Raw genomic sequence first — 22708 nt, 5'->3', positions numbered from 1 at the left:
ATTGAGCCGACAGCTAAACGGTTTTATGCATCCTCGTGCTCATCTGCGGAACGCAGGATGTAATCGGTTGCCCAAGCTGTGCCCAAAAAGAATATCCAGACTACGAATACCGGATTGGGAATTTCGACGGTATTCGATGTCACCATAGCGGCAAAAGCCACCGTAGGCAGGGTCCAGCAAAGCAGTTTGTTCCAATTGAATTTTGACAGTTTTGGTAATGTTTCAGCTGACGCAATGATGCCCACAAGGCACAAAGCGATCAGTGCGGCATGAGTCCAGCCTGCCAGCCACAGTGCCAATATGAGTGAAAGTGTCCACCAGCTGTGTTGAGATGAAGACTTCCAATGGCGAACTGCATACCAGGTCGCAATAACAGAGAGCGTTTGAACTAATGTCACTTCCCACGAACCGGGAATTTTACCTTCTGCCTGAGTCACCATAATGCCAACCTGCATCACCAGAACCGTTGCAGCCGTGGTAATCAGTACGTAAATACTGCTACGGCGGGAGAACGTCACCATCAGTAACGGGAATAAGATCCAGACACTTAATGACATGGCGATGGGTTGCAAAGGAAGCGTAAAACCATACACTGCCAAAGCACCAAGTAAAATGAACCCTGCTGCGCCCCCTTGAGGGAGTATCCACAAAGCAGGAATAACCAAAGCAAGAACTGGAATATCACCACCACTCATACTAATCGCCCTTGCACATACAATCGCAAGTAAAGTGGTAATGATGAACTGGAGCGTCGAAAACACCATAGCTCTCTCCTTCTATTCCATGGACGAACTAGGACCAATTCAGTATGGATCAATTTTTAAGCCAAATCTTTGCAGTAATTCACCAAATTCCATATGGCAAGGTCTCTACCTATGGTCAGGTAGCCCAGCTAGCAGGATATCCTGGCTATGCCAGACATGTAGGTAAAGCTCTCGGAAACCTACCCAAAGGCAGTAAGTTACCCTGGCACCGAGTCATCAATAGTAAGGGAGAGATCTCATTAAAAGGAACGGCCTACGACAGGCAGAAAGGAAAACTGGAGGATGAGGGGATTGTCGTGAACTTGGCGGGAAAGGTACGACTGAAAGATTACCAGTGGCAGCCCTAAGCCCTAAAGCAAGCCGGCAGCCACTGATCAGACTTAGATTTAACGTGTGCGAACCAGCATCAAATCCAGCTTGTGCGTTTTGCTTTCATCTGTGATGACAGGGAATACGGTATCCGTGATGTACCTGAGTTCGCCGCCGACCTCAATTCGTGCGCTTACACTGTATGTATGATGAGGCAGGATTTTCGCTTTGTCATAGTCTAACTTGAAATAGAAAGGAACTTGATTTCCGTTGGTTTCAAATTCTTGGCTAGTGATCAAAACCGCAGGGGCATCCGCTAGGGAGATGTCTTGCAGTGTGACTGTAACGTAAGCGTTGTCTGGCAGTGCCATGCGTTCCAGGTAGTACAGAGAGCCTTCAACAGACGCCATTTCCACTGGTTTTACCTGAACTGAAGCTTTCGATTCTTCTGCATTTTGACAGCCAGATAAGCTTAAGCCAGCGGCGGCGGTCATCAAGATAACCATTAGTTTTTTCATATCTTTTATCCTGGTTTAATGGACGCAATGAAAGAATGATTTCATCAAGTTTACACTTCGACTTGAATTGGTGCTGAGTATATCGCTACTACTTGTTTTTTGTCGTTATCCAAGGTATTTAATTGACACAACTTTGACGGAGGTACGATGAGTAAACCATTAGACGAACTGCTCGATTTATTGCAGTTAGAACAACTAGAACAGGGGCTCTTCCGTGGACAAAGTGAAAACCTTGGATTACCGCAGGTGTATGGTGGACAAGTTATCGGGCAGGCATTGTCGGCTTCCCGGTATACGGTAGAAAGTGACCGCACTGTACACTCTTTTCATAGCTACTTTCTGTTTCCGGGAGATCCGGAAAAGTCCATCATCTATGATGTCGAAAACCTGAGAGACGGAAGAAGTTTCAGTACAAGGCGCGTTAAAGCCATCCAAAATGGTCGCCCGATTTTTTACCTCACTGCGTCTTATCATGGAGATGCACCAGGATTTGAACATCAAAACGCCATGCCTGAAATTGCAGGTCCTGAGAACTATGCTTCAGAATCTGAGCTGGCGAGTCGAATTGCCGATTATTTGCCAGAAAAAATCAAACAGGCTTTCTGCGGTGAAAAACCAATTGAAGTTCGCCCTGTTACGGTAGTAAACCCGTTAAAGCCTCAGAAAGAAAAGCCGACTCAATACCTTTGGATTAAAGCCAATGGCGAAGTGCCTGATAATCAGTTAATTCATCAGTACTTACTGGCTTATGCCTCTGACTGGGGTTTTCTGGTTACCGCACTTCACCCACATGAAGTTTCTTTGATGACGCCTAACTTTCAGGTTGCCACTATCGATCACTCCATGTGGTTCCATCGTCCTTTCAAAATGGATGAGTGGCTTCTCTACGCGATTGAAAGCCCGACCGCCAGCAATACCCGCGGCTTAGTACGAGGTGAGATTTTCAATCAGCAGGGAGCAATGGTGGCAAGTGCCGTTCAGGAAGGTGTTATGAGGTTTACCAAGTAGAATCGACTAGCATCCACGCGAAACAGAAAAGGCAACTCAGTGAGTTGCCTTTTGTTTTTAGTGAGTATGATATTCCCCATCATGGCTGTGTGCTCGTGACAAACCAGAGAGTGAAAATGAGTTATCTACTGTTCCCTTAAAGCAGTTCAACACCCATGGAAAACTGTCGGTGATGTAATAACCGTACTGACCATTGACCGTCATTCCATTGCATTCGTCCAGGTCCCCCAACCCACTCACATATTCGTAGTCTCCTCGGAACTGCCCATCGTAGTTAGCACTTGCTACAACGCCTTGCCCTGACACAGGTGTGGTGTACCCAGACACTGCCTGCCTTGTTCCCGACTTCAGTCGATAGCTTGGTGTGGCTTTTCTGACTGTGCCATTGTCGGCAAAACAACTGCCGTAAATCGGGAATCCGTCAGCTGCGAAACCAATGACGGGAGATGCACTGCCACCAGCGCAGTTCTGTACAAACATGGCGACTGGGTTTCCGTGATAATGGTACTTTCCCGTTGGCTGAACATGCGCATTATGCTGATCAGTGCCAAAGCCATTCAGGCTAGACATAGGATCGTATCGCCATGGGTTGTTAATTTCGCTTTGCCCACAACCGATCTTTTCCCGTCCTAGAGGTTCGCTGCCAACGGCATAACAAGCAGCAGCCAACATATCGACGTTGACTCCATTCAGGAGTACACCTTCGGAAATCGCCATACTCAATGTGGTGGTAGAGGCGGCGAAACTTGGGTTAGCCGTAATCTCGTAGTCGGAGTCCTGCTCGCTCACATTGGTCGCAAACGACGCAGACTGATCATTAAAATCGTGATTAGGAATGTGATTACTCTCAATCACGCATTTGTTGCCTGCCGAAGAGATGCTGACAGAACCATTGAAAGCGAGGGAGCGCTGAATATCCGTCACGCTGGAGGTAAGGGAACCAATGTAGTCTAAGCAATCACCAGAAAGGGAAGTAAAATTGTAGTTGGTGATATTGCCATCCTGAGGTAAACCGGATGAGCTGTTGTTGATATTGGATGGAGAAGCAGAACCTGAGTCTGAACTGCCGCCGTTGCACCCGACGAGTGTGGAGGTAAGCATCACTGCGTAAATCAATTTCATCTTTTTCCCTTACTGAATCTAAATCTTATTAATGAGTTTAGACAGAGAGTTAATGAAATCGAGGTCCTTTACGCAGCTTTACATCGATTGACTAAGCTTGACCTATACAGGCAGGGCTGTGGTGTACTTTAAGGATTCCATCGCGAATGTGGAGGTCACATTGGTAATGCCATCAACACTGTTAACGAGCCGCTTATAAAAGCTATCAAAGGTTTTCATATCTTCAACCAGAACCCGCATCATGTAATCGTATTCGCCTGCCATACGGTAGAATTCCATCACTTCAGGAAATTCAGAAACGGTTTCCACAAATGTGCTGTACCACTCATGAGAGTGATCACTGGTTTTCACCAATACAAACGCCGTAAAGCAAAGACCTAGCTTTTCTGGGTTAAGCAGCGCGACCCTTTTGTCGATAAACCCTTCTTCCTCCAACCGCTTGAGCCTTTTCCAACAAGGTGTTGTCGTCAAATGGACTTTCTCTGCCAGTTCGTTTAATGACAACGTGGAATCTTGCTGCAACAGGATAAGAAGCTCTCTGTCGATTCTGTCCAGTGATGGTTTGCTCATAATAAATTCAATTGTAGAAAGAAATTCCCCTAATTAGGCCATAGCGAATAAAAACAATAAACACTTTCTTTCGATTAAGGAGTAACCTGTTTCTTTATTGAACAATGATTGTATTGAATGACCTAGGGATACAGAGATTCGAGCTGTATACGAAAACCTGACCAAAGGTAATAAGGAAGGATGAAATATGTGTTTAGACCACGACTGGATCAACAACGCGGTTCGTAAAATCGAAGCCGATTTTCAACGTAGTGCCGACACGCATCTTATCAAGTTGAATCTACCCAACCTTCAAGGCATCGACATCTACCTGAAAGACGAAAGCACTCATCCAACTGGGTCGTTAAAGCATCGACTGGCTCGCTCTTTGTTTCTGTATTCCATCTGTAATGGATGGGTGGGTCCGGGCACCCCAATCATCGAGGCTTCTTCCGGCAGCACCGCGGTTAGCGAAGCGTATTTTGCGCGTTTGCTAGGGTTAAGGTTTATCGCGGTTGTACCGAAGAAAACCGCTCAGTCGAAGATCGACCTGATCCAATTCTACGGTGGTGAAGCGCATTTCGTGGAAAGAACAGACGAAATCTATGAGGAATCCCGACGTCTGGCGAAAGAATTAAATGGCCACTACATGGATCAGTTTACCTATGCTGAACGAGCGACCGACTGGCGTGGAAACAACAACATCGCCAACAGTATTTTTGAGCAGATGGCATTAGAAGATTATCCGGTGCCAGAGTGGATTGTGATGAGTGCAGGAACCGGAGGCACATCTGCCACCATTGGCCGGTTTATTCGTTATCAAAAGCACCACACAAAACTGTGTGTAGTGGACCCTGAGCATTCCGTATTTCACTCATACTATAAAACAGGTGATGCCGATTTAAGTCTGGATATAGGCAGTCGAATTGAAGGGATTGGTCGCCCCAGAGTCGAACCGAGTTTTATGCCCGGCGTCATCGACGAAATGAAAACCGTTCCGGATGCAGCCAGCGTTGCTACCGCGCGGTGGATGGAAACAATCTTAGGCAGAAAGGTCGGCGCGTCGACTGGAACTAACTTATATGGTGTCTTGCAGATAGCTGAAACGATGCGTGAACGTGGGGAAACAGGCTCGATTGTCACGCTATTGTGTGACAGCGGTGAGCGCTATCTGGATACCTATTACAACGAAGAGTGGGTTAACACTCACATAGGTGACCTGTCGCCCTATACCAAAGAACTTCAGGAAAAGTTTGGAGTATAAAATCAAAAACGCCAGCTCAAACTGAGCTGGCGTTTTGCATTGCAAGTAACCTTTAGAGCACTATTTCTTCTGGCGGGCTTCGAACGCTGCCAGCTGTTCAGGTGTAGCCGGAAGCTGATGGTTTTCTTTCCACTCATCGTAAGTCATTCCGTAAACTCGCTCTCTGGCATCATCGATAGAAAGTGCCAGCCCTTGCTCATCGGCTTCTGCTTTATACCACTTACTGAAACAGTTGCGACAGAAACCTGCCAAGATCATCAGGTCAATATTCTGAACATCTTTGTTATTGTCTAAATGGCTGAGTAAGCGACGAAACACCGCTGCGTCCAGCTTATCCTGTTCTTCCTGGCTTAAGTTCTTGTAATTAAAATCGGCCATTATCTGTTCCTTGTTGGTTTCTATTCTTTGCTGCTGCCCATTGTAATCTCACCATGTGATGAACGGGCTTTTACGTCTTTCGCTAACGCGGCATTGAGTTGTGATTCTACATAGCCTGGCGAATGCGTGCGAGCAGAGATCAGCCGATACATCGCCGGAATCACAAACAAGGTCACCATGGTAGCGAATGCCATTCCGAAGAAGATGACAGTACCCACAGCCACGCGGCTTTCGTAACCGGCACCGCTCGACAATATCAGCGGTATTGAACCTGAAAGTGTGGTAAACGCCGTCATAAGGATCGGGCGTAAACGTCTGGCTGACGCATCGACGATCGCTTGCTCAAATTCGATACCTTTGTCCCGTAACTGGTTAGCGAACTCGACGATCAAAATGCCGTTCTTAGTCACCATCCCAATCAGCATGATCATACCTATCTGGCTGTATATATTGAGCCCTTGCTCCATAAAGAACAGCCCCAGGAATCCGCCTAATACGCCCATAGGAACGGTAAACATCACAACCAGCGGGTTTACAAAGCTTTCAAACTGAGCGGCTAAAACAAGGTAGGCAACTAACAGGGCTAACGCAAACACTATAAGCACACTGGCTTGGTTTTCTTTGAATTCCTTGGATTCACCAGAGTAAGCGACGCTAATGTCACTCGGCAGGCTATCAATCGCCAGTTTATCTAAGTGATCCAGAGCCTGCCCCAGAGTGACCCCTTCATTGAGATTAGCACTCACGGTAATCGACTTTTGCTTGTTAGTATGAGAAAGACGAATCGATGCGCCTACTTCTTCAATTTTGGTCACCGCATCCAGAGTAACCAGTTGCCCAGTTTGCGTCCGCATGTATATTTGGCTGAGATCGGCTGCGCTGTTGAAGTGGTTTTCATCGCCACGAAGATAGACATCATATTCTTCACCTCGCTCGATGAATGTGGTTTCTGTTTTACCGCCAAGCATCACTTCCAGTGTGGTAGAAATGTCGGTGACTTTAATCCCCAACTCTGCCGCACGTTGCTTATCAACACTCACCACCAGTTCCGGCGTCTTTTCGGAGTAGTTGATGTCTGCCCCGTTCATCAAATCGCTTTCGTTGGCTTTGTCTTTGATGAGATTTGCCCATTTCTGTAGCTCTTGATAGTCAGAGCCACCGAGTACAAACTGAACGGGTTCGCTAGAGCCTCCACGAAAACCTGGCATCATTGGAAAGACTCTGGCGTCTGGAATATCACCCAGGGCTTTTCTCACCATTCCTAGCGCTTGCTGGGCGGTTTGAGTTCTGTCCTCCCAGTCTTCCAATATCATAATAACGAAGCCAGTCTGGTCACCAGCCCGACCTCCAAACGCCGGAGACTGAACGCTGAAAGACTTAAGTACACCCTGCCCTAGAAGTGGCAGTAACCTTTGCTCTACGATATCGATATTGGCATTCATTCGGTTATAACTGGTGCCATCTGCTCCTCTTACAAACGCAAACAACACACCACGGTCTTCTTTTGGTGCCAGTTGAGAAGGCACCTGCTCCATCAGATAAACACTGCCACCAATACAACCCAAAATGATGATTGGAGCCAGAACTCGCCACGCCATGGCTTTGGATAACGCTCGGCGATACGCTCTCTCAAGTTTGCCAAACATATTGTCGATGAAGGTATTGAACCGGCTGGCTTTCACATTCGCCTTGAGGATCTTACTTCCCAGTACTGGCGTAAGAGTCAGCGCTATCAGGGAGGAGAAAATCACTGACATAGAGAGCAAGACAGAAAATTCGGTAAACAAAAGACCGACCATACCTTCCATAAAGGAAATGGGCAGGAACACCATCACCAGCACTAACGTTGTCGCGACAACGGCGAAACCCACTTCGCGTGTGCCTTTATAAGCAGCCAGTAAGGGAGATTCACCGCGTTCGATATGGTGGTAAATATTTTCGACCACAACGATGGCATCATCCACCACCAATCCGATGGAAAGTATTAGAGCCATTAGGGTGATAAGGTTGATAGAAAACCCGAAATAATAAGCCGCGATAAAAGAAGAAATCAGAGAAACTGGCACCGTTACCGCAGGGATCAGCGTTGCTCTGACTTGTCCGATAAAGATGTACAACACCAATACCACCAAGCCACCTGTGATAAAGAGGGTGTTATAGACTTCAGAAATCGAACGGTCGATGAAAACCGTTGAGTCGTAGTCGATGGCTAAACGCGTGCCTTCTGGCAAGAATTTCTGAATCTTCTCAACTTCATCATGTACCGCTTTGGCAACTTGCAATGGATTGGCATCAGACTGAGGGACAATACCTAGACTGACGTTTACTACGCCGTCACTTTTGAAGGTAGAGTTTTCGTTTTTCGCTCCGATAAACACATCCGCAACATCGCGAAGATAAATTGGGGATCCATCCTTGGCTTGCTTGACGACCAGATAATCAAAATCTTCAGGTGTGTTGTATAAACGGGCGGTGCGAACCGACATGACCATGGTGTCGTTTCGGACTTCCCCACCTGGGTTTTCAACGTTTTCACTTCTAAGTGCACTGGTAATGTTGGTTGTGGTTACACCGCGCCCCGCCATAAGCTCTGGCTTGAGCTTAACGTACATCACCTTATACAATCCGCCCGAAATGTTGACGGAGCTGACACCAGTGATAAGAGAAAAACGGTCGACCAGCACACGCTCGGTATAATCCGTTAACTGGGTGCGATCCATTTCGGAAGAACTTAGGTTGATATATACCGAAGCTTCGCCACTGCCGTTATCTTTGTAGACGATGGGATCATTGGCTTCATCGGGCAAACGGCGCTGGGCTCGGGCGACCGCATCACGCACATCGCTCGCGCCAGTGTTCAGGTCATAGCCAAGTTCGAATTTTATGGTGATGCGGGAAAAACCATTACGCGAAACAGACGTAATTTCGTCTATGCCACTGATGCCGGAGAGCTGGTCTTCCAATACGGAAGTGACCTGACTTTCCATGATGGAAGCCGATGCGCCATCATAACTGGTACTGACGGTAACCACAGGGCTTTCTATGTCCGGCATTTCCCGAACAGAAAGCTTGGTGAAAGAAACAAAGCCAAACACACAGAGCAGCAAACTCAGAACAATGGCAACAACCGGCCTTTTTACCGATACATCAGACAGCCACATGATTACTGCTCCTTACGGGAAGGTTGTTTCCCACCCTGTGGCTTTTCGCCAGCTTCACGAACTTTAACGCCATCACGCATGTTCACCACGCCCTGAACCACGATCTTTTGTCCGATCTCCAGCCCTTTTTCAACCACGACCTGATTGTCGATACGAGCACCTAACAGAATTTCGGTACGTGTGGCTTTGTTGTTTTCACCAACCACATAAACGTAGCGTTTGGTGCCTGAATATTGCAGTGACTGAACAGGAATAATAGGCGCACTCAGAGGTGGAAAATCCAGAGTTGCCGCCATCAACATCCCTGGTTTGAGCTGCTTACTGGCATTTTTAAAATGTACTCTGACACGCAGATTAAGGGTTTCAGGATTGATTCGTGAGTCAATCGCCACGACTTCACCATCAAACCGTTTGTTCCCCCAGGCTTGGTTAGTCGCAACGACAGGCATGCCAACGGATAACTGAGCCAAATAGCGCTCTGGTACTTGAATATCCAGCTCCATTAAAGAGAGGTTGTCCAGCGTAAGTAAGTTCTCACCCACGCTTACTAACTTGCCTCGGCTAAAATCGACAAACCCGACTGTGCCGGAAAATGGGGCTTTGATGTGAAGATCATCCAGGTTAGCTTTTGCAGCACTCAGTCTTGCACTGGCGATGTCTACAGATGCTTTCTGACCATCAATCTCGGTTTGAGTGATAGCGCCCCGTTTTAACAGGCGTTGATACTCCTTAAGTATCCTTTGCTGGTCCGCCAGATAAGCAGTGGCTTCTGAAACTGAGGCTCTGGATTTATCGTCATTGAGTGTGATGAGCACTTGCCCTTTTTTCACATCCTGATTGGAACGAATCTTAATAGATTCAACTTTCCCAGCCGCTTCTGGAGCGATAATGACACTTTCACTCGCCTCTAATTTGCCAATAAGAGACAAGGATTGGGAAATTTGATGTTCCGCGACCAACTCTGTTACTACAGCTACTGATCTTTCGCCTCGTGATTCTTTTGCAAAAGCTGAAGGGGCTAAGAGGAATAAAGTAGAGAAAAGAATAGGAAATATCGATTTAGTTTTCATACGGAAAGCCCGAAGTTTGTATAAACACAATTTTATCAAGTGATACGGCTTTGAGCGTAAAGGAATGTAAAGTTTGCGAAATATTCAGTAAGTAACCTGTTGCTACGTATAAATTTAGTACAAAACGCCCATTTTTTGTTGCTCCTGCCCAAAAAGGAAGCATTCAAGTCAAATTTCCAAGAAATCTCTTTACAGCATATTCGAGTTTGCTATCATGCGCTCCGCACTTGGTTACTGAGTTGGGAAAATAGTTACTAAGTATAAAAAGCACCCTGGAGGGGTTCCCGAGTGGCCAAAGGGAGCAGACTGTAAATCTGCCGGCACTGCCTTCGATGGTTCGAATCCGTCCCCCTCCACCATATTTCTTCTGTTGTTTATTCCTTTTAAACATCAGACAACTTGATTGATGAGTTGGGAAATCATCTCTTAAGTATAAAAACACCCTGGAGGGGTTCCCGAGTGGCCAAAGGGAGCAGACTGTAAATCTGCCGGCACTGCCTTCGATGGTTCGAATCCGTCCCCCTCCACCATATTTCTTCTGTTGTTACTCCTTTTAAACATCAGGCAACTTGATTGATGAGTTGGGAAATCATCTCTTAAGTATAAAAACACCCTGGAGGGGTTCCCGAGTGGCCAAAGGGAGCAGACTGTAAATCTGCCGGCACTGCCTTCGATGGTTCGAATCCGTCCCCCTCCACCATATTTCTTCTGCTGTTTACTCCTTTTAAACACCAGACAACTTGATTGATGGGTTGGGAAATCATCATTTAAGTATAAAAAACACCCTGGAGGGGTTCCCGAGTGGCCAAAGGGAGCAGACTGTAAATCTGCCGGCACTGCCTTCGATGGTTCGAATCCGTCCCCCTCCACCATATTTCTTCTGCTGTTTACTCCTTTTAAACACCAGACAACTTGATTGATGGGTTGGGAAATCATCATTTAAGTATAAAAAACACCCTGGAGGGGTTCCCGAGTGGCCAAAGGGAGCAGACTGTAAATCTGCCGGCACTGCCTTCGATGGTTCGAATCCGTCCCCCTCCACCATATTTCTTCTGTTGTTTACGCCTTTTAAACACCAGAAAACTTGATTGATGAGTTGGGAAATCATTTTTTAAGTATGCTCTTTGTAGCGAAAAATAATACCCTGGAGGGGTTCCCGAGTGGCCAAAGGGAGCAGACTGTAAATCTGCCGGCACTGCCTTCGATGGTTCGAATCCGTCCCCCTCCACCATACACAAGAAAACCAGCTCATTGAGCTGGTTTTTTCTTATCTGAAAAACAAAGCCAGCACACTATGCTGGCTTTTCTATTTCTAGCCTCTACCGTGAGGGCTATCCAAATCCAAAGCGGGTCCTTTCGGTACAACCTGAGTTGGGTTGATTCCAGTATGGCTAAAGTAATAGTGCCTTTTGATGTGGTGGAAATCGGTGGTGTCTTTCACCCCTTCTACCTGATACAGCTCTTTTAAATAGCCTTGAATGCTTGGGTAATCCGCAATGCGTTTTTTGTTGCATTTGAAATGCCCTACATAGACAGCATCAAAACGCACTAAGGTGGTGAATAGACGCCAGTCGGCTTCTGTAATTTGATCGCCCGCCAGGTATCGACTCGAAGAAAGATGGGCTTCCACTTTGTCTAACGCGTCAAACAACTGGTCATACGCTTCTTCATAAGCTTCCTGAGTTGTCGCAAAGCCACAACGATACACACCGTTATTGATATTCGGATAGATGAAATCGTTCCACTTCTCGATTTCTGAGTGAAGTGCTTCAGGGTAATAATCGTCGTGGTTGCCGGTCAGATCATTGAATGCTGTGTTGAACATGCGAATGATCTCGGAAGACTCATTGCTGACTATGGTATTGGTTTTCTTATCCCACAGTACAGGAACCGTGACCCTTCCGGTGTAATCGGATTTTGCTTGGGTGTATATCTGATGCATGCGAGTGAAGCCAAACAAAGGCTCTGGTTTATCAAACTGCCACCCCTCAGAAAGCATATCCGGGCTTACCACAGACACATCGATATGAGGTTCCAGACCTTTTAACTTACGAAACACTAGGGTTCTGTGTGCCCACGGACACGCCAGAGAAACATAAAGATGGTATCGACCCGACTCTGGTTGAAACTCAGCGTCTGACGTGTTTTCAACCCAGCTTCTGAAGCCAGCATCTTCCCGAACAAATTTACCATTGCTTGCTTTGGTGTCGTACCAGACGTCGTGCCAAACACCTTCAACTAACTTGCCCATCTCATCCATCCTTTGTTTGTAAAGATATTGAGTTGAATTATAGGTAACCCAATGGGTTATGCGACCAGTCAATACCGTTCAACATCATCAAAATTTTTGAATGATCTTTTAGAACGCCCAAAAAACAACACCCAAACACAAAAAGGGTTGGCACCTTGCCAACCCTTTTTGTTTGTAAACCTGTTTAATCCGGTATCGGTGAACCTACACTTGAGCAGTCCGCGATAAACTCGGCTTTGGGATGGTGCTCAAGAATTTCTTCTATGCGATGTGCCTGACTTCGCTCGACATCAATGACAATCACGACTTCTCCATCATCTAAGTGCTGGTTAAACATCGTCATAAAATAATTATCAAACGACCCTCCCGTCATTTTGACTATGACTGTTGTTGTGATCGCAATGATGCAGATAAGAGCGAATGGTACAAAACTAGAGCTTTCGAACAAGCTGGTGAAAAAAGTCAGAAACAGAATCAACACGCCCGCGGCGACAGCTCCTGCAATCAGCGCCTTCTGCGCCCCGGTAATAATGTGTGCACGCTCAAGTGAACTGCCGCCATGGAGGTGGTGGGTCTTAATCCCATTATCATCACGACTTAGAACATAAAAGTGGTGGTCATCAATACCACTTGCATGAACTTCATCTGATATTTCTTCTGCGTCGTCCAAGTCTTTCGTGATGTAATACAGTCTTTTCATCTGAGCCTCCAAGCGCAATGAATGAGCGTAGCTACTCTTAAGTTCTAGTACATTTTCACGCTCAATTAAACCCAATTAAAACATTTTATTTACATTTTGTTTACATTATCAGATTTAATACGTCTTTCATCACGAAATGGATTGGCTCAGGCACAAAAAAAGCGCGGACCACGAAGGCACCGCGCTTAAGCCTGTCACAGGCTGAATTTAGTCAACCATCAAACAAGAAACGGCATGAACGTCGTCACCTTTAATTTGAGGTTTTTGCTGTGAACAAGCCTCTGTCGCCTGAGGGCAACGTGTGCGGAATACACAGCCAGATGGTGGATTCATTGGAGATGGCAGATCGCCTTCCAACATATCAATCTTCTTGGCTCGCTCCAGATCTGGATCTGGGATTGGAACTGCCGACATAAGAGCACGCGTATATGGATGCTTTGGCTCGGCAAACAGAGCTTCAGATTCGCCGAGCTCTACCGCATTACCCAAATACATAACCAGTACGCGATCTGAAATATGCTTAACGACAGAGAGATCGTGCGCGATAAACACCAAGCTCAGACCAAGTTCTTTTTGCAGCTCTTTCAGAAGGTTAACTACCTGTGCCTGAATCGATACGTCCAGTGCCGATACAGGTTCGTCACAAATGATCATCTTAGGACGAAGAATCAAAGCACGTGCGATACCAATACGCTGACACTGACCACCAGAGAACTCGTGCGGGTAACGGTTGATAACGTTAGGCAGAAGACCCACCTTTGTCATCATCTCTTTAACGCGGTCTTTCACTTCATCAGCAGACAGCTCTGGGTAAAACGTCTCCAGAGGCTCAGCAATGATGTCACCAATAGTCATACGAGGATTAAGGGACGCCAGCGGATCCTGGAAAATCATCTGGATCTCTTTGCGTGTGTTACGGCGTTGTACGTCCTGCATCTTAGTCAGATCCTGACCAAGCCAGACAACTTCACCGTCGGTTGCTTCAACCAGACCAATTACGGCGCGGGCAAAAGTGGATTTACCGCAGCCAGATTCCCCTACTACACCCAAGGTTTCCCCTTCGTATAGGCGAATGTTAACGCCATCTACTGCTTTTAAAGGTGTTGGTTTAGTCCATGGCCATGCTGATTTAGGTGCAATGCTGAAATGAACTTTCAGGTCTTTTACATCTAGAAGAAGTTTTTTATCTGTACTCATCGATTCCAAGCCTCCCAGTCAGAAAAACATGCGCGTTGACGCCCTTCACCAAAGTTAACCAGTTTTGGAGCTTCAGTCTTACATTGCTCTGTCACGCGGTGACAACGCTCTTGGTAAGGACAGCCTTGTGGCAAACGAAGCAGGTTTGGTGGGTTGCCTGGAATGGTTGGCAGAATTTCGCCTTCCGTATCCAAACGAGGGATCGCCTTCAGCAGACCTTCTGCATAGGGGTGGCTCGGATTGTAGAAGATTTCGTTAACTGTACCGTACTCCATAGTACGTCCAGCATACATAACCAGTACTTTGTCACATGAACCTGCTACCACACCCAAATCGTGCGTGATCATGATGATTGCAGTGTTGAACTCGCTCTTAAGTTCGTTCAACAAATCCATGATCTGTGCTTGAACCGTTACGTCCAGAGCCGTTGTAGGCTCATCTGCAATAAGCAGTTTAGGACGACACAGTAGCGCCATGGCAATCATCACACGCTGGCGCATGCCGCCTGAGAATTCGTGTGGGTACATGGTGATACGCTTACGGGCTTCTGGGATTTTTACCGCTTCCAGCATTCGAACTGATTCTTCAAATGCTTCCGCTTTGCCCATGCCTTTGTGCAGCATCAACACTTCCATCAGCTGGTCGCTGACTTTCATGTACGGGTTCAGTGAGGTCATTGGGTCCTGGAAGATCATGGCAATCTGTTCTGCACGAACTCGGTTGAGTTCGTTTTCTTTCAGATTCAGAATTTCACGACCTTCAAATTTGGCACTACCAGAGATAATTCCGTTTTTTGCCAAAAGCCCCATGATAGCGAATACAGTCTGGGATTTACCCGAACCAGATTCGCCCACGATACCAAGGGTTTCCCCTTGGTTCAGTGAAAAATTTAAGTCATTCACTGCGGTGACGATACCATCTTGTGTGGTAAATTCGACTCGCAGATCTTTAACATCTAACAAGCTCATCATTGCTTTCCTGTGTAATTTTTATATTGCTCTAAAAGGATCCGATATTATTTTTTTATCTATCTTTTGGATCCAGTGCGTCACGCAGGCCGTCGCCGACATAGTTAAAGCAGAATAGCGTCACAACCATAAACGCGGCTGGGAACGCAAGCTGCCAAATTGCTACTTCCATCGTCTGAGAACCTTCCTGAAGCAGTGCGCCCCAGCTCGTCATTGGCTCTTGTACACCAAGACCAAGGAACGATAGGAATGACTCTGTAAGGATCATGCTCGGAATCAACAGAGTCGAGTAAACTGCAACAATACCCAGTACGTTTGGAACGATGTGGCGTGTAATTATTTTCCATTTGCTCACACCGCATACATGGGCTGCTTCAATAAACTCTTTGCTACGTAGGCTTAGTGTCTGACCACGTACGATACGCGCCATATCCAGCCATGCAATGGCACCGATAGCAACGAAGATCAGTACAATGTTACGACCGAAGAACGTTACCAGTACGATAACCAGGAACATGAACGGAACCGCGTAAAGGATTTCCAGGATACGCATCATGATTCGGTCAGTTTTGCCGCCGATGAAGCCAGAAGCTGCACCGTAAAGCGTACCAATCAGTACCGCAACAAGTGCACCAAGTACACCTACCATCAATGAGATACGACCACCAATAAGGGTACGAACGTACAGGTCACGACCCAGGCTGTCGGTACCAAACCAGTGCTCGGCATTTGGTCCAACATGCATCGCATACCAGTCGGTATCGTCGTATGTGTATGGAGCAAACATTGGCAAGAAAATCACTGCCATTGTCATTACAAATAGAATGGCTAAGCTCACCATAGCCGCTTTGTTACGCATAAAGCGGATACGGGCATCTTGCCACAGGCTGCGACCTTCTACTTCTAAGTCCTTAGAGAACTTTTCGATCGCTTCAAGGTTTTCTTTTTTAGTCAACATATCAATCCGTTCCCTTTAGTAGCGAATTTTCGGGTCAATCATAGCTAGCAAAATATCAACGATGGCGTTGAATAGAATGAACAGGAAACCAATCAGTATGGTTACACCCATTACTAGCGAGTAATCGCGGTTGAATGCTGCGTTTACGAATAGCTTACCGATACCCGGCAAACCGAAGATAGTTTCGATAACTACCGAACCAGTGATGATACCTACGAACGCAGGTCCCATGTATGAAACAACTGGAAGCAGTGCTGGACGAAGTGCGTGCTTGATTACGATGTAACGGTAGCTCAAACCTTTTGCGCGTGCAGTACGGATGAAGTTACTGTTCAGGGTTTCGATCATGCTGCCTCGGGTAATACGTGCAAAGGTCGCTACGTATAGAAGAGACATACCGATTACCGGAAGCACTAGGTATTTCAGGCTGCCGTCATGCCAACCACCTGCTGGGAAAAGGTTCCAATGCAGAGAGAAAAGATAGATAAGTGCAGGTGCCAAAACAAAGGATGGCATTACCACACCAAGCATTGCAGTGGACATGATGGTGTAGTCAACCCAGGTGTTCTGCTTCAGTGCGGCAATGGTACCGACTGACACACCCATGATGACAGTGAATATGAATGCGATGAAACCTACTTTCGCAGACACTGGCAGTGCCGCATGGATCAATTCGTTTACTGAATAGTCTAGGTATTTGAAAGAAGGACCAAAATCGCCTTGAACAACATTGGTAAGATACGTGGTGTACTGTTCGAAAACAGGTTTATCCAAACCGTATTTTGCTTCAATGTTTGCCATTACTTCTGGTGGTAATGGCTTCTCGCTCGAAAACGGGTTACCTGGCGCAAAGCGCATAAGAAAGAAAGATACTGTAATCAATACCAACATAGTTGGAATTGCTTCGAATATCCGTTTCATAATGAATTTAAGCATAAACTCACTCTTTCAGTCTGTGACAATGAATAATAGAAAAGACGCTGCATGTGAATCTCACATGCAGTGTCCGTGTTATTTATAATTTTATCAGCGGAGGTATTTTACTTCGCTTTGATGTAGAGATCTTTAGAGTAGATCTTCTCTTCTGCGTTGTTTGATGGGAAACCACCAACTTGAGGGCTTAGCAGACGAGCACGTACGTATTGGTAGATAGGTGCGATTGGCATCTCTTTAGCAATCAGGTCTTCAGCTTGAGTGTAAAGAGCAGTACGCTCAGCTTCTGAAGTAGAGTTCAACGCTTTGTCGATCAAAGCATCGTAGTCTTTGTTACCCCAGTGCTGACCAGCAGTCGTGTTCTTGCTTACCATTAGAGTTAGGAAAGAAGACGCTTCGTTGTAGTCACCACACCAGCCAGCGCGAGAAACTTCGAAGTCACCTTGGTCTTTAGTAGACAGGTAAGTCTTCCACTCTTGGTTTTCAAGAGTCACGTTCAGACCCAGAGTTTTCTTCCACATAGAACCTAGAGCAACCGCAATTTTCTTGTGGTTCTCGTTCGTGTTGTATAGAAGAGTGAACTTCAGAGGGTTGCTCTTACCAAAACCAGCTTCTTCAAGTAGACGAGCCGCTTCTGCGTCACGCTCTTTCTGAGTCATCTTCGCGTACTCTGGCAGTTCAGGGTTGAAGCCAGCAGTAATTTCAGGAGTCAGGAAGTAAGCAGGTTTTTGACCTTGAGCCAAAATTGCATCCGTTACGATATTACGGTTGATTGCGTAAGAGATCGCTTTACGAACACGTACATCATCAAATGGTTTCTTCTTCGTGTTGAACGAGTAGTAGTAAGTACACAGGCTGCCTTCTACAGAAACAGACTCTGGGTACTCTTTCTTAAGACGCTTGAAGTGTTCAACTGGCAATGCAGAAGAAGTGAAATCCAGTTCGCCAGAAAGGAAACGGTTCATTTCGGCAACTTGGTTTTCAATCGGAAGGAATGTTACTTGGTCTAGAACAGTTTTGTCATTGTCCCAGTACTGGGTATTACGCTTAAGAACCATACGTTCGTTAAGTACCCATCTGTCTACTACGAATGCACCGTTAGCAACGAAGTTTTCAGGCTTAGTCCACTGATCACCGTGCTTTTCAACTGTCGCTTTATGAACAGGCTTAGTTGTAGTGTGACCAGTCATCATTACAAAGTAAGGAACAGCAGACTCAAGTTTCACTTCTAGAGTGTGATCATCTAGAGCTTTAACACCAAGAGTACTCTTGTCTTTTTTACCCGCAATGATGTCAGCAGCGTTAACCATCTTGGTGTATTCCATGTACCAAGAGTAAGGAGACGCAGTAGCAGGATCTACCGCACGCTGCCAGCTGTACACGAAGTCGTGTGCAGTTACTGGGTCGCCGTTAGACCATTTAGCTTCTTTACGTAGGTGGAAAACAAACGTTTTGTTGTCTTCAGTTTCCCAGTGCGTTGCAACGCCTGGAATAGTGTTGCCGTCAGCATCTTGATTTACAAGACCTTCCAATAGGTCACGAATTACGTGAGACTCTGGAACACCTTGAGATTTGTGCGGGTCGATAGTTGCTACTTCAGTACCGTTACCACGTACCAGTTCCTGAACCTTCGCTAATTTTGTGCCTGCTGGAACGTCAGCAGCAAGAGAGGAGAACGAAGTGGCAGCCACTGCCATACCAGCACCAAGAAGAAGTGCCTGAGTGATTTTGTTCTTATACATGCATTAAACTCCAAGTTTTTTAGATTGCATCCATGACGTCTTCTATAGTTGCCAGAACGGAGGGCATTTAGAAAAATTTAGCGCAATAAGCGTACAGCGTTTTCTAAACCTAAAGAAGATTGCGCAACACACTACCAATCATTGAAGTAATTTGCCATAAAAATGTAGTAAAAAACCGTTTAATTTTTTGGATAACGGTCTTCTTCAGACAATTACTCTGCAAAGATTGAAAACGACGGTTCAAACAAACTCAGATATCGCCCGAGCCAATCTTAACCACCAAATTGTTTCAAAAACAATCAATTTAGCAGAATCTTATCCTGCTTTAGAACAAAAACTTAACATTTCACACATCTCAAGTCGACCAGAGCACCACAAAATGCCACATAATTTCAACATAAATGTGACTTTTATCACCACTGCTAAAGTGGGTAGTGCAAATGTTCATAAGTGCAACAGAACTATGTCAGGTTTTATAAAAAATCGAGGCACCAGCACTTTTTTTGTAACGCGCAAGAAACGATTTTTTTGTTTTTTTATATCGATTCAAAAGCATTTTATTTTTCTTTGTCAAAAGCTTGCCTCTCGGAAAAACTGACCGGGATGGCGGAAATTGAATGCCATCGTTACTTTCGCCTCTTTGTTTTTGAGGCAGTTTTTTTACAAGGAATGAGAGAAATACAATGAAACATCTAAGCTTATGCGCTATCGGTGTTGGTCTGGCTCTTTCGGGCTCCGTAATTGCTGCACCAGCGACGCCAAGCATCGACGTATACGGGTCAAACAATCTCCAGTTCTCTAAAATTGAACTGGCTATGGAAACCACAGCAGGTTATAACCAAATGGTTAAATATAAAGACCTTGCTGATATCACAATTAAGTTCAACCAGTGGAGTGGTACTCCTGGTGATACCTACAAAGTCTTCTTTGATGGTATAGAAGTCGCTACTGGTCCAATTACAGGTTCTCAAACTGCCGCAACTTTCCAATACGGAAAAGGTGGTGTTTACTCTGTAGAAATCGCTGCATGTGACGCGACAGGCTGTAGCAAGTCTGCACCTCAAGAACTTGTTATTGCAGACACCGATGGTGCTCACCTTAAGCCATTGGTTATGAATATCGATCCTAACAACAAGACCTACAACACAGATCCAAACACCGTTGTGGGAACTTACTTTGTTGAATGGGGTATTTACGAGCGTGGGTACACTGTAGATAACATTCCTGCTGATAACCTAACTCACATCCTTTACGGCTTCATTCCAATCTGTGGCCCTAACGAATCACTGAAATCTGTTGGCGGAAACAGCTACAACGCTCTTATGACAGCGTGTAATGGCGTAAACGACTACGAAGTTGTTATCCATGACCCATGGGCTGCATACCAGAAGAGCTTCAAACAAGCTGGTCACGAATTCAGCACACCTATCAAAGGTAACTACGCAATGCTGATGGCGCTTAAGCAGCGCAACCCAGATCTGAAAATCATTCCTTCGATCGGTGGCTGGACACTTTCCGATCCGTTCTTTGATTTCACAACAAAAGCAAACCGTGACACGTTTGTCGCTTCTGTAGAGCGCTTCCTGAAAACATGGAAATTCTACGACGGTGTTGACATTGACTGGGAATTCCCTGGCGGCGGCGGTGAGAACCCGAACCTAGGTGATCCTCTAAACGATGGTCCTGCTTACATTGCTCTTATGCAAGAGCTTCGCGCTATGCTTGATCGCCTTGGCGTAGAAACTGGTCGTACTTACGAGCTGACTTCAGCTATTGGTGTAGGTTACGACAAACTTGAAGACGTAGACTACGCAGCTGCAGTTCAGCACATGGACTACATCTTCGCGATGACTTATGACTTCTACGGTGGTTGGAACAACGTACCTGGACACCAAGCTGCGCTTTACTGTGGTAACTTCATGCGCCCTGGTCAGTGTGACGGTACAGGTGTTGATGCTGATGGCGTACCATACAAAGGTCCTGCATACACAACTGACAACGCAATCCAGATCCTGCTTGCACAAGGTGTTCCAGCAAACAAACTGGTTGTTGGTGCTGCGATGTACGGACGTGGTTGGGATGGCGTAATGCCTTCAAGCCTAACCGATCCAACGGATCCAATGACTGGTACTGGTAACGGTAAGCTAACAGGTACTAAAGCTCAGGGCGTTTGGGAAGCTGGCGTTATCGACTACAAAGGCATTAAAGGTCACATGCTTGGTGCAAACAACCAAGGTATCAATGGCTTTGAGTACGGTTACGACGAATTGGCTGAAGCGCCATACGTATGGAACCGTTCAAACGGTAAGCTAATCACGTTTGATGATGAGCGTTCTGTTAAAGCGAAAGGTGCTTACGTACGTAACCTAGGTCTAGCTGGTCTGTTCTCATGGGAAATCGATGCAGACAACGGTGACATCCTAAACGCTATGCACGAAGGTCTGGCGACTATCGGTGGTAACCGTGCACCAATCGCTTCTGCGGGTGCGGACGTTGCTGTTGAAGGTCCTGCTCAGGTTACTCTAGATGCTAGCGCTTCTAAAGACCTTGATGGCACAATCGCAAGCTACGCTTGGAAACAAGTAACTGGTCCGGCTGTAACTATCACTAACGCAAACGCGGCAGTTGCTACGGTAGACTTTGCAAGTGTTACTGCGGCTCAGACTTACACGTTTGAAGTCACTGTTACTGATAACAAAGGTGCAGCATCTACAGACAAAGTTCTGGTGACTGTTTCTCCTAAAGGCGTGAACTCTGCACCAGTAGCAGCAGTTTCTGCTCCAGCACAAGCAGCAGCAGGTGACGTAGTAGTAGTTGATGCAAGCGGCTCTACAGACGCTGACAACGACACTCTAACTTACACTTGGGATGTTCCAGCAGGCGTTAACGCGACTGTTCAAGGTGCAAAAGTGACCTTTACAGCAGCAAGCTACGATGTGGACACTACTCTAAACTTCTCTGTAACAGTGAGCGATGGCAAAGCATCAAGCTCTGCACAAGCAGCCGTTGTTGTTAAGAAGAATGTTGTAGACCCAACGTGTGACGTGACTGGTATCAACGTTTACCCGAACTGGCCTCAAACAGATTGGGCTGGTAACCCTAGTCACGCGACTGGCGGTGACCAAATGGTTCACAATGGCGTGATTTACAAAGCGAACTACTGGACTAACTCTGTACCTGGTTCAGACGGTAGCTGGTCAACAGTTTGTACTGTAGCTAAGTAATACCGATTAGTGCCTGCTCTTGGGTAGGCACTTAAAACCAACACTTAAAACCAAAGAGCCGGTCAGAATGATCTCCATCTGACCGGATCTTTAGTGTCTGCTGTCTAGTATCTAAAGAAGTGGGTTAAGGCTACTCGCCTTGTTCCGCCCATCGGCTGGCGGCGGCTGCGTCTGACTCTCTCGACTCAACCCACCTCACTGAATCCGTCGTTCTCTCTTTTTTCCAGAAAGGTGCCTGAGTTTTCAGGTAGTCCATAACGAATTCACAGGCGTTAAACGCATCTCCGCGATGTGCGCTAGAAACACCAACAAATACGATCTGATCGCCAATATCCAAATCACCAACACGATGTATGACTCGAATATTCTCAATAGACCACCTTTGCTTGGCTTGCTCGCATAGGCTTTCCAGCGATTTCTCGGTCATTCCCGGGTAATGTTCCAGCGACAATCCAACAACGTTGTCCCCTAGGTTCATATCTCGTACTTTTCCAACAAATGTCACAACCGCACCAGAAGATGTGCCCTGCGCGAGCACGTCATATTCGTCAGCCAGAGAAAAATCTTCTTTTTGAATCGATACCTGTGACAT

General features: G+C 46.2%; 19 protein-coding genes and 6 tRNA genes. 10 read left to right on the top strand and 15 right to left on the bottom strand.

The genetic code is table 11. The annotated features are described in order from the left end of the window. Positions 1-23 precede the first annotated feature (23 nt). Positions 24-764 carry a hypothetical protein gene (locus INR79_RS06000; protein WP_004400451.1) on the bottom strand — a complete coding sequence of 247 codons (741 nt, stop codon included), beginning with the start codon at positions 762-764 and terminating at the stop codon, positions 24-26. 44 nt (positions 765-808) lie between these two features. Here INR79_RS06000 and INR79_RS05995 point away from each other — a divergent pair, with 44 nt between their 5' ends. Further along, positions 809-1111, top strand: coding sequence for an MGMT family protein (locus tag INR79_RS05995; protein ID WP_022550107.1), 303 nt, complete (start codon positions 809-811; stop codon positions 1109-1111). 39 nt (positions 1112-1150) lie between these two features. On the opposite strand, the gene INR79_RS05990 is transcribed toward INR79_RS05995, so the two are convergent. Then, positions 1151-1591, bottom strand: a complete 441-nt coding sequence (locus tag INR79_RS05990) for a YbaY family lipoprotein (RefSeq protein WP_022593106.1) — start codon at positions 1589-1591, stop codon at positions 1151-1153. A gap of 147 nt (positions 1592-1738) precedes the next feature. Between INR79_RS05990 and tesB the strand changes: the two genes are divergently transcribed. Beyond that, positions 1739-2599 (top strand): acyl-CoA thioesterase II, encoded by an 861-nt coding sequence (gene tesB / locus INR79_RS05985; RefSeq protein ID WP_200765757.1) that lies wholly within the window; start codon positions 1739-1741, stop codon positions 2597-2599. 57 nt (positions 2600-2656) lie between these two features. Here tesB and INR79_RS05980 read toward each other — a convergent pair whose 3' ends face one another. Next, complete coding sequence (locus INR79_RS05980; protein ID WP_223096375.1) at positions 2657-3721, bottom strand: YHYH protein; 1065 nt, start codon at positions 3719-3721, stop codon at positions 2657-2659. Positions 3722-3823: 102 nt separating this feature from the next. Beyond that, on the bottom strand, positions 3824-4291 hold the full coding sequence (locus INR79_RS05975; protein WP_022550103.1) for an Lrp/AsnC family transcriptional regulator: 468 nt from the start codon (positions 4289-4291) through the stop codon (positions 3824-3826). Between the two features lie 187 nt (positions 4292-4478). On the opposite strand from INR79_RS05975, the gene INR79_RS05970 reads away from it, so the two are divergent. Then, the gene (locus INR79_RS05970) at positions 4479-5534 is read left to right on the top strand and encodes a PLP-dependent cysteine synthase family protein (protein ID WP_223096374.1); all 1056 of its coding nucleotides are present in this window, start codon (positions 4479-4481) and stop codon (positions 5532-5534) included. Positions 5535-5594: 60 nt separating this feature from the next. Here INR79_RS05970 and INR79_RS05965 read toward each other — a convergent pair whose 3' ends face one another. From INR79_RS05965 to INR79_RS05955, 3 genes are read right to left on the bottom strand one after another with little or no spacing between them, the layout of a single operon-like run. Then, positions 5595-5912 (bottom strand): DUF1244 domain-containing protein, encoded by a 318-nt coding sequence (locus INR79_RS05965; RefSeq protein ID WP_004402102.1) that lies wholly within the window; start codon positions 5910-5912, stop codon positions 5595-5597. A gap of 20 nt (positions 5913-5932) precedes the next feature. Continuing rightward, positions 5933-9073 carry a multidrug efflux RND transporter permease subunit gene (locus INR79_RS05960; protein ID WP_223096373.1) on the bottom strand — a complete coding sequence of 1047 codons (3141 nt, stop codon included), beginning with the start codon at positions 9071-9073 and terminating at the stop codon, positions 5933-5935. A gap of 2 nt (positions 9074-9075) precedes the next feature. Further along, entirely contained in the window at positions 9076-10143 is a 1068-nt protein-coding gene (locus tag INR79_RS05955; protein WP_022599123.1) for an efflux RND transporter periplasmic adaptor subunit, read from the bottom strand. A 274-nt stretch (positions 10144-10417) separates the two neighbouring features. On the opposite strand from INR79_RS05955, the gene INR79_RS05950 reads away from it, so the two are divergent. The 6 genes from INR79_RS05950 to INR79_RS05925 all read left to right on the top strand — a co-directional run bounded on the left by INR79_RS05950 (position 10418) and on the right by INR79_RS05925 (position 11374). Then, positions 10418-10502, top strand: a tRNA-Tyr gene (locus INR79_RS05950). Positions 10503-10588: 86 nt separating this feature from the next. Continuing rightward, positions 10589-10673 (top strand) — tRNA-Tyr (locus tag INR79_RS05945). A gap of 85 nt (positions 10674-10758) precedes the next feature. Beyond that, positions 10759-10843: transfer RNA gene (locus INR79_RS05940), tRNA-Tyr, on the top strand. A gap of 87 nt (positions 10844-10930) precedes the next feature. Further along, positions 10931-11015, top strand: a tRNA-Tyr gene (locus INR79_RS05935). 87 nt (positions 11016-11102) lie between these two features. Next, positions 11103-11187: transfer RNA gene (locus tag INR79_RS05930), tRNA-Tyr, on the top strand. A 102-nt stretch (positions 11188-11289) separates the two neighbouring features. Next, positions 11290-11374 (top strand) — tRNA-Tyr (locus INR79_RS05925). Positions 11375-11455: 81 nt separating this feature from the next. On the opposite strand, the gene INR79_RS05920 is transcribed toward INR79_RS05925, so the two are convergent. The 7 genes from INR79_RS05920 to INR79_RS05890 all read right to left on the bottom strand — a co-directional run bounded on the left by INR79_RS05920 (position 11456) and on the right by INR79_RS05890 (position 18892). After that, a complete protein-coding gene (locus tag INR79_RS05920) occupies positions 11456-12394 on the bottom strand; it encodes a glutathione S-transferase family protein (protein ID WP_223096371.1) in 939 nt (312 codons plus the stop codon). Between the two features lie 184 nt (positions 12395-12578). Continuing rightward, positions 12579-13094 carry a hypothetical protein gene (locus INR79_RS05915; RefSeq protein ID WP_004408149.1) on the bottom strand — a complete coding sequence of 172 codons (516 nt, stop codon included), beginning with the start codon at positions 13092-13094 and terminating at the stop codon, positions 12579-12581. A gap of 207 nt (positions 13095-13301) precedes the next feature. After that, entirely contained in the window at positions 13302-14291 is a 990-nt protein-coding gene (gene oppF, locus INR79_RS05910) for a murein tripeptide/oligopeptide ABC transporter ATP binding protein OppF (protein ID WP_004408150.1), read from the bottom strand. Next, on the bottom strand, positions 14288-15259 hold the full coding sequence (locus tag INR79_RS05905; RefSeq protein ID WP_004408152.1) for an ABC transporter ATP-binding protein: 972 nt from the start codon (positions 15257-15259) through the stop codon (positions 14288-14290). The genes oppF and INR79_RS05905 overlap by 4 nt, the downstream gene beginning before the upstream one ends. 55 nt (positions 15260-15314) lie before the next feature. Beyond that, positions 15315-16217 carry an oligopeptide ABC transporter permease OppC gene (oppC, locus tag INR79_RS05900; protein ID WP_004408154.1) on the bottom strand — a complete coding sequence of 301 codons (903 nt, stop codon included), beginning with the start codon at positions 16215-16217 and terminating at the stop codon, positions 15315-15317. A 15-nt stretch (positions 16218-16232) separates the two neighbouring features. Next, entirely contained in the window at positions 16233-17153 is a 921-nt protein-coding gene (gene oppB, locus INR79_RS05895) for an oligopeptide ABC transporter permease OppB (RefSeq protein ID WP_223096369.1), read from the bottom strand. A 104-nt stretch (positions 17154-17257) separates the two neighbouring features. Further along, the gene (locus INR79_RS05890) at positions 17258-18892 is read right to left on the bottom strand and encodes an ABC transporter substrate-binding protein (RefSeq protein ID WP_022591753.1); all 1635 of its coding nucleotides are present in this window, start codon (positions 18890-18892) and stop codon (positions 17258-17260) included. A gap of 683 nt (positions 18893-19575) precedes the next feature. Between INR79_RS05890 and INR79_RS05885 the strand changes: the two genes are divergently transcribed. Next, positions 19576-22116 carry a glycosyl hydrolase family 18 protein gene (locus tag INR79_RS05885; RefSeq protein ID WP_045966017.1) on the top strand — a complete coding sequence of 847 codons (2541 nt, stop codon included), beginning with the start codon at positions 19576-19578 and terminating at the stop codon, positions 22114-22116. A 130-nt stretch (positions 22117-22246) separates the two neighbouring features. Here the strand turns inward: INR79_RS05885 and moaE are convergent, their stop codons facing one another. Further along, entirely contained in the window at positions 22247-22708 is a 462-nt protein-coding gene (moaE, locus tag INR79_RS05880; RefSeq protein ID WP_223096367.1) for a molybdopterin synthase catalytic subunit MoaE, read from the bottom strand.

It is taken from the genome of Vibrio sp. SCSIO 43132 (assembly GCF_019904195.1).
Taxonomy (GTDB): Bacteria; Pseudomonadota; Gammaproteobacteria; order Enterobacterales; family Vibrionaceae; genus Vibrio; species Vibrio nigripulchritudo.
This window is presented reverse-complemented; position numbering and strand designations above follow the sequence as displayed.

Bases quoted from the DNA above. Each gene is read 5' to 3' on its own strand.
- INR79_RS06000 (WP_004400451.1), bottom strand. From the start codon at position 764: ATGGTGTTTTCGACGCTCCAGTTCATCATTACCACTTTACTTGCGATT.
- INR79_RS05995 (WP_022550107.1), top strand. From the start codon at position 809: ATGGATCAATTTTTAAGCCAAATCTTTGCAGTAATTCACCAAATTCCA.
- INR79_RS05990 (WP_022593106.1), bottom strand. From the start codon at position 1,591: ATGAAAAAACTAATGGTTATCTTGATGACCGCCGCCGCTGGCTTAAGC.
- tesB (WP_200765757.1), top strand. From the start codon at position 1,739: ATGAGTAAACCATTAGACGAACTGCTCGATTTATTGCAGTTAGAACAA.
- INR79_RS05980 (WP_223096375.1), bottom strand. From the start codon at position 3,721: ATGAAATTGATTTACGCAGTGATGCTTACCTCCACACTCGTCGGGTGC.
- INR79_RS05975 (WP_022550103.1), bottom strand. From the start codon at position 4,291: ATGAGCAAACCATCACTGGACAGAATCGACAGAGAGCTTCTTATCCTG.
- INR79_RS05970 (WP_223096374.1), top strand. From the start codon at position 4,479: ATGTGTTTAGACCACGACTGGATCAACAACGCGGTTCGTAAAATCGAA.
- INR79_RS05965 (WP_004402102.1), bottom strand. From the start codon at position 5,912: ATGGCCGATTTTAATTACAAGAACTTAAGCCAGGAAGAACAGGATAAG.
- INR79_RS05960 (WP_223096373.1), bottom strand. From the start codon at position 9,073: ATGTGGCTGTCTGATGTATCGGTAAAAAGGCCGGTTGTTGCCATTGTT.
- INR79_RS05955 (WP_022599123.1), bottom strand. From the start codon at position 10,143: ATGAAAACTAAATCGATATTTCCTATTCTTTTCTCTACTTTATTCCTC.
- INR79_RS05920 (WP_223096371.1), bottom strand. From the start codon at position 12,394: ATGGGCAAGTTAGTTGAAGGTGTTTGGCACGACGTCTGGTACGACACC.
- INR79_RS05915 (WP_004408149.1), bottom strand. From the start codon at position 13,094: ATGAAAAGACTGTATTACATCACGAAAGACTTGGACGACGCAGAAGAA.
- oppF (WP_004408150.1), bottom strand. From the start codon at position 14,291: ATGAGTACAGATAAAAAACTTCTTCTAGATGTAAAAGACCTGAAAGTT.
- INR79_RS05905 (WP_004408152.1), bottom strand. From the start codon at position 15,259: ATGAGCTTGTTAGATGTTAAAGATCTGCGAGTCGAATTTACCACACAA.
- oppC (WP_004408154.1), bottom strand. From the start codon at position 16,217: ATGTTGACTAAAAAAGAAAACCTTGAAGCGATCGAAAAGTTCTCTAAG.
- oppB (WP_223096369.1), bottom strand. From the start codon at position 17,153: ATGCTTAAATTCATTATGAAACGGATATTCGAAGCAATTCCAACTATG.
- INR79_RS05890 (WP_022591753.1), bottom strand. From the start codon at position 18,892: ATGTATAAGAACAAAATCACTCAGGCACTTCTTCTTGGTGCTGGTATG.
- INR79_RS05885 (WP_045966017.1), top strand. From the start codon at position 19,576: ATGAAACATCTAAGCTTATGCGCTATCGGTGTTGGTCTGGCTCTTTCG.
- moaE (WP_223096367.1), bottom strand. From the start codon at position 22,708: ATGTCACAGGTATCGATTCAAAAAGAAGATTTTTCTCTGGCTGACGAA.